10 protein-coding genes and 1 pseudogene are annotated in these 13,074 nt (G+C 36.6%); 4 read left to right on the top strand and 7 right to left on the bottom strand.

The window, feature by feature from the left end; genetic code table 11:
• Positions 1-21: 21 nt before the first annotated feature.
• Both L4F93_RS09325 and L4F93_RS09320 read right to left on the bottom strand, forming a co-directional pair.
• Positions 22-1,662 carry an ABC transporter substrate-binding protein gene (locus tag L4F93_RS09325; protein ID WP_250350031.1) on the bottom strand — a complete coding sequence of 547 codons (1,641 nt, stop codon included), beginning with the start codon at positions 1,660-1,662 and terminating at the stop codon, positions 22-24.
• 273 nt (positions 1,663-1,935) lie between these two features.
• Complete coding sequence (locus L4F93_RS09320; protein ID WP_442778837.1) at positions 1,936-3,573, bottom strand: ABC transporter substrate-binding protein; 1,638 nt, start codon at positions 3,571-3,573, stop codon at positions 1,936-1,938.
• 253 nt (positions 3,574-3,826) lie between these two features.
• Between L4F93_RS09320 and L4F93_RS09315 the strand changes: the two genes are divergently transcribed.
• Positions 3,827-4,480: an IS1595 family transposase gene (locus tag L4F93_RS09315; protein ID WP_250351671.1), complete on the top strand. Its 654-nt coding sequence runs from the start codon at positions 3,827-3,829 to the stop codon at positions 4,478-4,480.
• A pseudogene (locus L4F93_RS09310) lies at positions 4,476-5,225 on the top strand (IS30 family transposase); the annotation flags it as partial. The gene L4F93_RS09315 and the pseudogene L4F93_RS09310, both read left to right, overlap by 5 nt.
• A gap of 56 nt (positions 5,226-5,281) precedes the next feature.
• Here L4F93_RS09310 and metF read toward each other — a convergent pair.
• The gene (metF, locus tag L4F93_RS09305) at positions 5,282-6,163 is read right to left on the bottom strand and encodes a methylenetetrahydrofolate reductase (RefSeq protein ID WP_250350029.1); all 882 of its coding nucleotides are present in this window, start codon (positions 6,161-6,163) and stop codon (positions 5,282-5,284) included.
• Positions 6,164-6,348: 185 nt separating this feature from the next.
• Here metF and L4F93_RS09300 point away from each other — a divergent pair, with 185 nt between their 5' ends.
• Complete coding sequence (locus tag L4F93_RS09300) at positions 6,349-8,358, top strand: hypothetical protein (protein WP_250350028.1); 2,010 nt, start codon at positions 6,349-6,351, stop codon at positions 8,356-8,358.
• A 153-nt stretch (positions 8,359-8,511) separates the two neighbouring features.
• On the opposite strand, the gene L4F93_RS09295 is transcribed toward L4F93_RS09300, so the two are convergent.
• From L4F93_RS09295 to L4F93_RS09280, 4 genes are all read right to left on the bottom strand, one after another.
• A complete protein-coding gene (locus L4F93_RS09295) occupies positions 8,512-8,586 on the bottom strand; it encodes an IS3 family transposase (RefSeq protein WP_250351670.1) in 75 nt (24 codons plus the stop codon).
• A gap of 330 nt (positions 8,587-8,916) precedes the next feature.
• Positions 8,917-9,228: a helix-turn-helix domain-containing protein gene (locus tag L4F93_RS09290; RefSeq protein ID WP_250350027.1), complete on the bottom strand. Its 312-nt coding sequence runs from the start codon at positions 9,226-9,228 to the stop codon at positions 8,917-8,919.
• Between the two features lie 35 nt (positions 9,229-9,263).
• Positions 9,264-9,932, bottom strand: coding sequence for an HAD-IA family hydrolase (locus L4F93_RS09285; RefSeq protein ID WP_250350026.1), 669 nt, complete (start codon positions 9,930-9,932; stop codon positions 9,264-9,266).
• A 15-nt stretch (positions 9,933-9,947) separates the two neighbouring features.
• Positions 9,948-11,081, bottom strand: coding sequence for an alcohol dehydrogenase catalytic domain-containing protein (locus L4F93_RS09280; RefSeq protein ID WP_250350025.1), 1,134 nt, complete (start codon positions 11,079-11,081; stop codon positions 9,948-9,950).
• 422 nt (positions 11,082-11,503) lie between these two features.
• Here L4F93_RS09280 and trhP point away from each other — a divergent pair, with 422 nt between their 5' ends.
• On the top strand, positions 11,504-12,874 hold the full coding sequence (trhP, locus tag L4F93_RS09275) for a prephenate-dependent tRNA uridine(34) hydroxylase TrhP (protein ID WP_250350024.1): 1,371 nt from the start codon (positions 11,504-11,506) through the stop codon (positions 12,872-12,874).
• Positions 12,875-13,074 lie beyond the last annotated feature (200 nt).

The following is a 13,074-nucleotide window of genomic DNA, read 5'->3' as shown; positions in this document are numbered from 1 at the left end:
CAATGTGCGGGTGCAAAAAGATTAATGTTTAATAATATAAACGTCTTTTAAATAATAATTTTGTGCAGGATGTGCATAAGCAAAACCTTTCACCCAAGGCTTAATCAGGCGAGGCTGCACATAATGATAAACGGGGATCAGCGCAGTATCATTGTCTAATATTTGCTCTGCTTGTGCATAAATTTCAGCACGTTGTTCATCACTTTGTGCGTTAAATGCGGAAGCAATCAAGGCATCATAAGCAGCGTTTTTATAGAATGCCGTATTATTTGCACTGTTAGATAAATAATAATTTAAGAACGTACTCGCTTCATTATAATCGGCACACCAACCCGCACGCGCTACATCAAAATTGCCTTGATGACGCGTATCTAGATAGGTTTTCCATTCCTGGTTTTCTAGGGTTACATTGACAACCCCTTGTAAATTTTTCTTCCAAATAGATTGTGCTGCACTCGCCAATTTCTTATGGTTGTCTGAGGTGTTATACAATAAGTTAAAATTTAATGGGTGTGATTTATCGAATCCCGCTTCTTTCAATAGGTTAAGCGCAGCTTGATTACGCTGATCTTGTGTCCAATTCGCCCATTCAGGATTTACCATTTTTTCCGCGCCATTGATAAATGGTGGGGTAAAAATATAAGCAGGTTTTTGACCTTGTTGTAAGATTTTATCCGTTAAAATTTCACGCTCTAGCGCTAAAGACAAGGCTTTACGCACTTTAGGATTATCAAATGGCGCTTTGGCGGTGTTAATTTCATAAAGATAAGTACAAAGTTGCGGGGCGTGTGTTAATTCATCCCCCAACTCTTTTTTGACTTTGGCATAAAGTTCAATTGGGATTTCTTTTCCTGTCATATCTTCATCACCAGCACGGTAACGAGAGACATCTATTGAAGCGGATTCAATCGGCAATAATACGATTTTTTCTAATACGGTATGTGCATTATCCCAATAATATGGATTACGTTCTAATTCCGCTTTTTCATTAACCACCGCGGATTTTAATACAAACGCCCCATTACCAACTAAATTCCCGGGTTTTGTCCAATTATCACCAAACTGTTCTACGACGTGTTTATTCACTGGCGCTAATACATAATGTTCAACCAATTTATCCACATAAGGAACGGATTCCGTTAAATGCAACACTAACGTATGATCGTCTTTCGCCTCCACCCCTAACTCAGCGGGTGAAAGTTTGCCAGCAATCACTTGATCAGCATTTTTTAATTTAACGAACTCAAGGAAGCTTGAATAAGGTGAGGCTGTTTTAGGATCAGCTAAACGTTGCCAGGCATAAACAAAATCGCCAGCCACTACGGACTCGCCATTAGACCATTTCGCTTCAGGGCGTAAATGGAATGTCCACGTTTTAAAGTCGTCACTGTGTTCCCAAGAACTCGCCGCACCGGGTATAATATGCCCTTTCGCATCAGAAATCACTAATGTTTCATATAGTTGACGTGCATAATTCCCCTCAACATCACCTTCCATTTTCTGAGGATCAAGGGTGGCAGGGTTTGAACTCACATTCCAGATTAATTCTTGCTTATCCGCTAATTGCGTGCCTTCTGGCACATTCGCCGCCATTGCAGTCCCTACTGATAAAGACAATCCTAATAATGCCGACAGTAATGATTTTTTAAATAAAGTGTGCATATTTACTCCTGATTTTTTATAAAATGGTCTTAATTAATAAAGGAATTTTTTAAACTTGTAAATAAGAAATTGCGAAATCATTGGGAATTGTCTTATTTGAGATTCATTGACACATTTCATTTATGAAAATAACGAAAAAAATGTGTATTATCTAAAGTGATGTAGGTTTAATGCTTCAAAAAACGTATGATGAAAATAATGTAAACAATACAACGAGACAATGTCTCGCTGTATTAGTTTAAAATGCTGCTGTAATAGGTTCTGGGCTACCGCTTAATGTTTAATAATATAAACATCTTTTAGATAATAATTTTGCCCCGGATGTTGTACCGCAAAACCTTTTACCCAAGGTTTGATCAGACGAGGAGACACATAATTATATACAGGAATAAGTGCGGTATCTTTTTCTAACACTTTTTCTGCCTGCGCATAAATTTCTGCTCTTTTTTCTTCCATTGGCTCATTAAATGATGAAGAAACCAATCTATCATATTCTGCACTTTTATAAGAAGAGATATTATTTGTGCTATTGGATAGATAGTAATTCAGAAACGTCGTCGCTTCATTATAATCTGCACACCATCTAACTCGTGCAACCTCAAAATTACCTTGATGTAAAGAATCGAGATAAGTTTTCCACTCCTGATTCTCTAAGGTAACATTTACGATACCTTGTAAATTTTTCTTCCAAATGGCTTGTGTTGCACTGGCTAATTTTTTGTAGTTATCTGAAGTGTTATACAACAACTTAAAATTCAGAGGATGGTTGCTATCAAATCCAGCTTCTTTTAATAATTTTATTGCCTCTTGATTACGCTGTGTTTGTGACCAATTAGCCCATTCTGGTTTTGTGATCTTTTCCCCTCCATTAATAAACGTTGGAGTAAAGCTATAAGTAACATTCTGCCCTTGTTGTAATACTTTATCCGTTAAGAGGCTACGTTCTAACGCCAAAGATAATGCCTTACGTACCTTAACATCATTAAATGGTGATTTTTGCATATTGACTTCATACATATAAGTACAAAGTAATGGCGTATGATAAAGTTCATCAGGCAAATCATTTTTAATTTTTATATAAGATTCAATTGGCATTTCACCATGAGTCACATCTTCATCACCAGCACGATAACGAGCCACATCAGTTGAAGAAGACACAATAGGTAATAAAGTTACCCTGTCTAATCGCGTATGTTTATTATCCCAATAATATGGATTACGTTCTAATTCCGTTTTTTCATTCACCACAGCTGATTTTAAAATAAATGCCCCGTTTCCAACTAAATTACCCGGTTTAGTCCATTCACTGCCAAACTGCTCTATCACTTTTTTATTTACTGGTGCAAGTACGATATACTCAACTAATTTATCAACATAGGGAACAGGTTCTATCAAATGAAGGACTAAAGTATGCTCATCTTTTGCTTCAACGCCCAATTCGCTTACAGGTAGCTTACCTGATACAACTTGAGCAGCATTTTTTAATTGCACAAATTCTAAAAAGGTTGCATAAGGTGCAGCGGTATTTGGATCAGCTAAACGTTGCCAAGCATACACAAAATCCCCTGCAACAACAGGATCACCATTAGACCATTTTGCATTTGGACGTAAATGAAAGGTCCACGTTTTAAAATCATTGCTATGTTCCCAAGAAATTGCCGCACCGGGTTTTATCCTTCCTTTTTCATCAGAAATAACTAAAGTTTCAAATAATTGCTGAGCATAATTTGTTTCAACAACGCCCTCTATTTTTTGTGGATCTAAGGTTGCTGGATTAGCCCCCACATTCCATACTAATTCTTGTTTTTCCGCTAAAAGCGTTCCTTCTGGCACCTCGGCAGCATAAAGCTGACCAGCAGCTAAAGCCCCTAACATTACAGCAAGCACCGATTTTTTAAACATCATTGGCATATTGACCTTCCATAATTACCACCAAATAAATATTTAATCACATATAGTGAAATTTTATTCAAAAATTAAAGCATAACTTTCATTGTTATGCAAAAGAAATTTTGCCAATCAAACTTTAAATTAGATAATAAAATTAATGCTCCTCTATGGGTTATTTTGGCTAAATGCTGACAAGTCGGCAATAAATGTTAGTTATGCTTAAGATAATGATTTAGGGGCTGTATTAGATTAACAGTTATATTAGTCTATAAAAATAAAGATAACTCATTGTAAACTCAAGAAATCTATACCGAAAAAACTGCTAGAATTTTTTGTACTTGAAGTGGCAGCTCGTTCAGCAGCAAATTTACTGGAAATTAACCCTAATTCAGCCGCCCTCTTTTATCGCAAAATCAAGGAGGCGATTAGCGACCATTTAGCCCAAGATGCCAACGAGATTTTTGCTGGTGAAATTGAGCTTGATGAAAGCTATTTTGGTGGAAAAAGAAAAGGAAAAAGGGGACGAGGTGCTAAGGGTAAAACAGCAGTTTTTGGTATGCTGAAACGAGAAGGAAAAGCCTATACGGTTATTGTTGAAAATACTAAGACTAAGACTAACACCTTACCTCCTGTAATTAAAAGGAAAATTATGCCTGATAGCGTTGTTTATACCGATTACTATCACAGCTACGATGTGCTAGATATAAGCGAATTTAAGCACGTCAGAATTAATCATTCAACTCATTTCGCAGAAACAAAAAATCACATTAATGAGATTGAAAATTTCTGGAATCAGGCTAAACGAGTACTAAGAAAATATAACGAAATTGACAAGAAATCTTTTCCGTTATTCTTGAAAGAATGCGAATTTCGGTTTAACTTTGGGACACCAAAACCCAAGCGAAAGAGCCGACCTGAAATTGTTTGATTTTGTTAAGCAAAAGTTCTTACAAGAGAATTGGTCGCCAGAGCAAATTGCCGCTCGTTTGAAATACGAACAAAGCAGATTTTCTATTAGCTTTGCCAATATTTACCGAGGGATTTATACTGGGTGGTTTGATGAGAAAGGGTTATCGCACGGGGCAAGAGGGGCGATTCGGAAACTCCGTCATAGCGGGAAAAGGCGGCATACCAATGACTATGTGGAAAAACGCGGGAAAATCCCTATTAGTCATCATTTAACCGAACGACCAAGCGAAGCCGAGGCGCGAAGCCGTTTAGGCGATTGGGAAGCGGATACGGTGTTGGGCGTAACAGGCAAAGCCTGTTTATTGACCTTGACTGATAGAAAAAGCTGTTTTTCCCTCGTCAGAAAATTGCCCGCAAAGCGAGCAGAAAGCGTTGCCAAGGTAATGGCTGAACCCTTGCAAAATCAGCCTTTAGAGAGCATTATCCCAGATAGAGAGAAGGAGTTTGCAAAACATCAGCAGGTAACGGAACGACTTCAGGTTGAATTTTACTTTCCATTGCCTCACCAACCTTGGCAAAGAGGAACAAATGAAAACACGAACGGTTTACTGAGGGAATATTTTCCGAAAGGTCGAGACATTACGCTCTTTTCAGAAGCACAAATACAAACCGTGGTCGATAAATTAAATCACCGACCACGCAAATGTTTAAACTGGAAAACACCTTATGAAGTTTATTTTGATAAAGTGTTGCAGTTAGTTTGACAATTTAAGCCATAAAAAAGCAAAAATGAGGTTTTCCCCATTTCTGCTTAATACGTTTACTCTGGACGCACACCAAGGGTATGACAGATAGCGTAAGTAAGTTCACTGCGGTTAAGGGTATAGAAATGGAAATCTTTCACGCCTTCTCGAGATAATACGCGTACCATATCAATCGCTACACTGGCTGCCACTAAGTTTCTTGTTGTAGGATCATTATCTAATCCCTCATACATTTTAGCCAACCAAGCTGGTATTTTCACATTGGTGATCGCTGCCATTTTTTGTAGCTGTTTGAAATTCGTTACTGGCAAAATTCCGGGAACAATTTCGGCATCAATCCCGATAGAAGCACAGCGATCACGGAAACGTAAATAGCTGTCAATATCAAAGAAAAATTGGGTAATAACGTGGTTCGCTCCCGCATCAATTTTACGTTTTAAATTGATTAAATCCGCTTGTGCAGATTTTGCTTCAGGATGCACTTCAGGATAGGCTGCCACAGAAATATCAAAATCTGCTACAGAACGTAATAATTCCACTAAATCAGAGGCATAAAAAGGTTTTTTATCGTATCCTGCCGGTTCATCACCGCGCAATGCGACAATACGGCGAATACCGTTATCCCAATAATCTTGGGCAATTTGTTTCAATTCATCTGGGGTGGCATCAATTCCAGTGAGATGCGGTGCGGCTTCTAAGCCCGTTTCTTGTTTAATATGCTTCACGACACTATGAGTACGATCACGTTCGCCTGAATTTGCCCCATAAGTTACCGAAACAAACTTAGGTTTTAAGACTTTCAAACGATGAATAGAATCCCATAAAATTTTTTCCATATTCTCATTTTTTGGCGGAAAAAATTCAAATGATACGTTGATGTTGCCGTTAATGCCTGATAAATGGTTGTTTAATGTATCAATTTCTTTTGCATAGCTCATACATTCTTCCTTTTCATTCTTATACGTTTAGACTGCTTTACGGCTATAAGATAATGGGAAAGCACTGTAGTGTCAATTTTAAAAATTTCATTATTTTATGAAACAAATTCATAGCAAAGCTCTTATCGCTCACCGATAAATCGGCTATACTTTTGGAAAATCAATCCCTAAAGTTAGGAAAGTCTATGAATAAAAAAGTAAAAATTGTTGGTTCACTATCCTTGATTGCTGCCACATTAGCTTTAGGCGCACAAATTTACACCAATCATAAAATTGATTACATTCTGCAAAAATTCCCTTATTCATTGCAAAATAAATTTCAATTAGATGTGGTTGAAAAAAAGAAAAATTTCTTCAGTCGCGAACTTATTTTCAAACTCTCTGGTGATAGTACCAACACATCAAGTGAAATGATTCAAACAAAACTTACCGCACTGCCTTTTGCTGTGTTTGCGGATTCAGCCCTTGTCCCAAGCTTTGTAAAAGAATTAAATAAAAATTTTAAAGTTACTATTGATAAAAATAATATCACAAGTAAATTTTCCGTGATTGGTGATTATTTCCAATCAAATATTTATACACAATTTCGCGATCTTGCCAATAAATCACAAACACTTGTTATTGATCTGAATTTTGAACCTAAAAGCCATCTAATGGACGTGCAAAGTCATTTGTCTGGCTTTAATTATGATGCTAATTCAAAGATTCACGATCTTATTGCTGATGCAACACTTATTCCTATTGATGATAATCAATATGATATTGAAAATATTTCCATTAAGCTTAAAGATGGGGATGTCTATTTATTAAATGGGGATAACACAAATATCAAATTAAAAAAATTAGATTTTAATTTAGATAAATCTGATGCTGGTAGCAATTATAATTTAAGTGCTAAAATAAATGCTGATGGGCTGACTATTACAGATAAAAACCCTAAACATTCTACGATTCAATTCAAAAATGTTGCGCTTAATGCTTCACAAAAAGAGATTCCCAATCAACTTAGCTATGTAAAATTATTGCATTTACTCAACAATAAAAATGAACTCAATACAGTAGAAATTATCGACCAAGCTTTAGATTTACTCTTTCAAAATAAAGAAAGTGAACTCAGTTTTACTTTTGAAAACTTAACCTTTACACATAAAGAAAAAGATCAGGGCGTTTCTTTTGATAATTTCTCATCTTTCTTAAAAGGAAATTTTTCTGACTTATCTCAAGCACAAAGTAACTATGCGCTTGCATTAAAATCTTGTCAAAACAAAGGTGAAAATGAACATTTTCAAATCAAAGGAATACAATTTGAGGGTAACAATAAAAATGTAAATCTTGCCACGCAGCTAGCATTGTTAAAATCAACTATTCAACTATTTTCCAAAGCCAAATCACCAGAAACGAAACAAGAAGCTAAGCAAGTAGAAAAAGAGAAAAGCACCTTTATTTCTGCCTTAAAAACCTTAGCACAAGATTACAACCAATCACAACAAGCGTTATTTAAAATAGATGAATTTACTTTAGATGATAATATCGAACTTAAAGAAATAACGATCGGAGCAAGCGGTGCTATATCTGAAGAAAAACAAGATAATGAAAATATTGAACTCACACTAGGAAGCTACATTAATAAAAAAGAGCAATTTCAATTAAAAAATGGAAAATTTAGCCTTCCATTTAGCGTAACAAATGTTGGAACACTGATTCCGCTTAATATTTGTAGCAATCTTATTTATCAAGCTGCCTGTGATAAATATCTTAATGCCGATGAGGATACGGACTTACTCGTTTATCAACCAATTAAAAATATTGCTATTAATATTGAAAATGCAACATTAAGTGGAGAAATAGATACTTATCCTTCCACCTCACTTACCCCTTTTGAAGGAAAACTCAATCTAAAATCTGGTATTTTAGAAGAGCAACAAGATAAAACCACCTCAACCTTATTATTAGAAAAATGGCAGAAAACAGAGTTTGATCTTTATTTTTCTATCGTGAATAAGTTATTTAAAGCTAATTTATTGAAAGATAAACAGTCTATTTCTTGGTCATTAATTAATGATTGGCTCTATCCTGAAGGAGAACTTAACCCTTATTTAAAAGAAAACGGTGATAATTACACCATTCAAATTAAAAAAGAGGGAGATAAAACTTGGCTGAATGATGAAATATTACCGCCAATCCTAGTACCTTAACGCCAGAACAACAATGATCCCCTCTGTAAGTGATCTGCCCCCCCAAAATTGGACAGATTGTTAAACTATAAATACTGAGTTCTGTATTGAACAGGACTCAGCCTTTTTAATACGTTTTTGGTTGTAATACACCACATATTCCTCAAGTTCAGCTTACAATTCCGCTATCGACGTATAGCTACGCGTATAAAAACACTCGGATTTCAAAATCGCAAAGAAACTCTCCATTACCGCATTATCATGGCAATTCCCTCGTCGGCTCATACTCAGTATCGCGCCCCCCTCCAGTATTTTTCACCAAACGTTTGTGCTATAAAGGACGCCCTGGTCGCTGTGAATAATAGGGCAATCCGTGGCACTTAATTGGCTTAACCCTTGTTCCAGCATCTTTTCCAAGGGAAAGTTGGGGCGTCTTGCAAACTGATAGTCGATAATTTCTCAATTTGCCAAATCCATTAGCGTCGATTTTTCTGCCGTCGTTTTTGTCGGTTTAACTCCTCCAACTTTTTTAAATAAGCCATCTCTTCATGCGTGAAAACCAGATCACGTTGCAATTTTTTAAATGATTGGGGATAAATCAGTGAGTTCAGGAACATTAATCTCTTTTTTCTTAATTTTGGGCTTGAGTATTTTAGGTTGAGTAAAAGACGATTTCCCCCCCTCTAAGCCTCTTTCACGAAAGGCTTTTAGCCACTTAATGGCAAGAGCATGAGAAATCTGATAACGTTTAGTCACTTCTCCGATAGCAATATCCTGCTCGGTCAGCTGTTTGATACTTTCTAAACGAAATTGATAAGAATGGGAGATGATCTGCACCTCAAATTGGGTATCCGGTCTTTGGGGCAGATCACTTGTTTTATAGCCTCTCAATTTTTGATAATACCGTAAAATATAGTCATCTCTAATTAGTTAATGGGTATAAAAGACAAGCTCATTTCTCCATTTTCATACAGATTAAACTCAATAGCTTCAAGGTTACCAATCACAAACTCATCATTAAAGGCTGAAACAGGATAAGTGGTAGTAAGTACAATGACTTTTGCTCCAGCACGATGACCAGCTTCAATACCACCTGGAGCATCTTCAATAACCACACAATGCTGAATATCCACACCAAGCTCTTCCGCCGCCTTGAGATAGCCTTCAGGATGCGGTTTACCTTCGCTGACTTTTTCCGCTGTAATCAAAGATTTTGGCAACGGCAAATTACAATATTGCAAACGTTCTTTAGCAATATTTTCTGTTGAAGAGGTAACAATTGCCCACTTTCCTTGTGGTATTTTATCTAATAAAGCTTTAGCACCAGCAATGGTTGTTACATCTGTTTCTTTTGCTTCTTCTTGCGTAAACAACGCCACGGCTGCCTGAATATCTGCATTATCACCCAAAATACTACGTGCAGTATCTTCTGGTCGCCGACCGTGGGATTGATGAATTACTTCCTCTGTATTCAATCCATAATGCGCAGCCCAACGTCCCCAGATGCGCGCACAAGCCTTACTTGAATCAATTAATGTACCGTCCATATCAAATAAAATGGCTTGTACAGGAAAACTAACTTTCTCTGATTTCATAAAACACCTCCTATCCTAATTTATAAAATGTAAATGTTCTCTAATGCAACATAATGGGAACGTTGCTAATGTAGCAAAACAACCATTTATATGAATACCCAAATGTTTCATATCTGGTGATAAATACCCCATACCAATTTGATTACAGCTATCCTCCTTCGCTAAATAATGAGGCAAAATTGCACAAGTTTTTCCAATTAATTCCTCATTAACACCTTCCCCAACAGACACAATAATACCTGTTCCTTCATGACCTAAAATAGTTCCTTCTTTTATATCATTATTTTTTAATCCCTGTAATACTCTTCGATCTGTTTGACAAATACTGGATCTTAATATACGAACTAAAACTTCGCCTCTTTCTGGTTTTAAATTATTAAAATAATCCAAACCAACACCATTATTTGTAAAAATAACTCTCGTTTCTCTACTTGGAAATGGTTCGTGCCTAAATAAAACTTTTAAGTAATTTTGAGAGAAATTTTGATCATTTAATAATTTTATAATTGCAGGCTCAAGCAAAGTTTGATTTCCAATAATATTATTCCCCAATCCATTAACAACTTCTGTTTGAACAACCTTATAATAGTGGTAGTGATTAATCAACTCTTCCAAAGATAAATCTATTTCTGCAGGATGATAACCCGAAGAACCTATCAATCTAATATTTTTGGAAATAACAACCACTTCTTCATTTCTATGTATATGTTCTAGATCCTGTCCTTCATAAATTGGTAACTCATCTTTTTTCTTATGATTAATCCCCGAGAACAATATAACAATGCCATATTCGGAAGACACTTCAATAGCTGAAGTTTGAGCTTTAGGGCAACTAGTGGCAACAACAGTAAGATTAGATTTACTCAAATCAAAACTGTTATATTCTCTAAATACGGAAACAAAGGGAAGTAAACCTTTAATTAGCTCTCTTCTTGTATCATCAGGCTCAATCATTTGAATTGATGCTAAGGGATATAATCTATGTGCGTATAATGCGTGTAATGTTCCGATTGGACCAGCTCCCAAAATAGTAATTACATCAATATGTAAAGTTTCAGGTAATCGGCGATAAGCATGCATAACACACGCAAGTGGTTCACTTAATACAGAAATATCAAGATATTCTTCTCTCGTTAATATATTTTTCATAGGAAGTCCTTAGATAGGAAGTCCTTAGATAGGAAGTCCTTAGATAGGAAGTCCTTAGATAGGAAGTCCTTAGATAGGAAGTCCTTAGATAGGAAGTCCTTAGATAGGAAGTCCTTAGATAGGAAGTCCTTAGATAGGAAGTCCTTAGATAGGAAGTCCTTATCACAAAGTTAAGGACGCAAAATAACCTGTTGATACTAAAACTACAAGTAACAACCCGAGTTAGAGAAAACAACAACTTATCTCTTCAGTTTAATATTAAGCATAACTTAACAAAAAAGCAACAAATAACTAAAAATAATTAGTTCCTATATTTGGTATTTTTTAAGCTTTACAAATCACAAAATCCCCCTACAATAACCGCCTTTACGCATTTGCCTTGAGTGAATGCCTGACTTGTAATCAGACACAAAGAGAAATTTATGACAACCACATTCAAACCCGAACTGCTTTCCCCCGCAGGTTCATTAAAAAATATGCGCTATGCTTTTGCTTATGGTGCAGATGCTGTTTATGCAGGACAACCACGTTATAGCTTGCGTGTTCGCAACAATGAATTTAACCACGCCAATTTAAAAATTGGGATTGATGAAGCACACGCTTTAGGTAAGAAATTCTATGTGGTGGTCAATATTGCCCCGCACAATTCCAAATTAAAAACCTTTATTAAAGATCTTCAGCCTGTGGTGGAAATGAAGCCAGATGCCTTAATTATGTCTGACCCCGGTTTGATTATGCTTGTGCGTGAACATTTTCCTGATATTGACATTCATCTTTCTGTGCAAGCCAATGCCGTGAACTGGGCAACGGTCAAATTCTGGAAACAAATGGGCTTAACTCGTGTGATTTTATCGCGTGAACTTTCCATTGATGAAATCGCCGAAATCCGCCAACAAGTGCCAGATATGGAAATTGAAATTTTCGTACACGGTGCGTTGTGTATGGCGTATTCTGGGCGTTGCTTGCTTTCAGGTTATATTAATAAGCGTGATCCAAATCAAGGCACTTGTACCAATGCGTGCCGTTGGGAATATTCGGTAGAAGAAGGCAAAGAAGATGAAGTGGGCAATATTGTTGGCAATGAAATTCCCATTAAGAATGTTGCCCCAACTTTAGGCGAAGGGCAAACCACAGATAAAGTCTTCTTACTTGCCGAAAGCCAACGACCAGAAGAAAAAATGTCTGCCTTTGAAGATGAACACGGCACCTATATTATGAATTCCAAAGACTTACGCGCCGTGCAACACGTTGAAAAACTCACTCAAATTGGTGTGCATTCGTTAAAAATTGAAGGGCGTACGAAGTCTTTCTATTATTGTGCGAGAACAGCTCAGGTTTACCGTAAAGCCATTGATGATGCGGCTGCAGGCAAACCTTTTGATGAAAGCTTAATGGATACGCTTGAAAGCCTTGCTCATCGCGGTTATACAGAAGGCTTTTTACGCCGCCATACGCACGATGAATACCAAAATTATGATTATGGTTATAGCATTTCTGAGCGTCAGCAATTTGTTGGTGAATCCACCGGTGTACGTAAAGACGGTTTGGCCGAAGTGGCAGTAAAAAATAAATTCTTACTTGGTGATGAGGTTGAATTAATGACCCCAAAAGGCAATATCGTATTCAAAATTAATCGTATGCTTAATCGCAAAGGTGAAGAAGTCGAAGCCGCCTTAGGCGATGGGCATTTTGTTTTCCTCGATGTACCAGAGGATTTGGATTTGAATTATGCCTTACTAATGCGAAATTTGGTGAACACCAACACGCGTAACCCTCACGCTGAGAGCAAATAATCACTTCCATTGGCGAGCAAGTTAGCTCGCCTTTTTCTTAGCTCAACTTAAAATTTAAAGAATTATTAAAAATTTGTTAATAAAATGTTGCAAATAACATTTTTATCCGTATAATCCTCTGCATACCCTAAAAAGTATGACTCCAAATATTTTCAGCCCTTTCCTAGAAAGGGCTTTTTTTTCACCTTATCTCCATAAAA

It is taken from the genome of Avibacterium sp. 20-132 (genome assembly GCF_023611925.1).
Classification (GTDB): domain Bacteria; phylum Pseudomonadota; class Gammaproteobacteria; order Enterobacterales; family Pasteurellaceae; genus Avibacterium.
The sequence above is the reverse complement of the archived record's forward strand: the minus strand, read 5'-3'. Positions and strand labels throughout refer to the sequence as shown.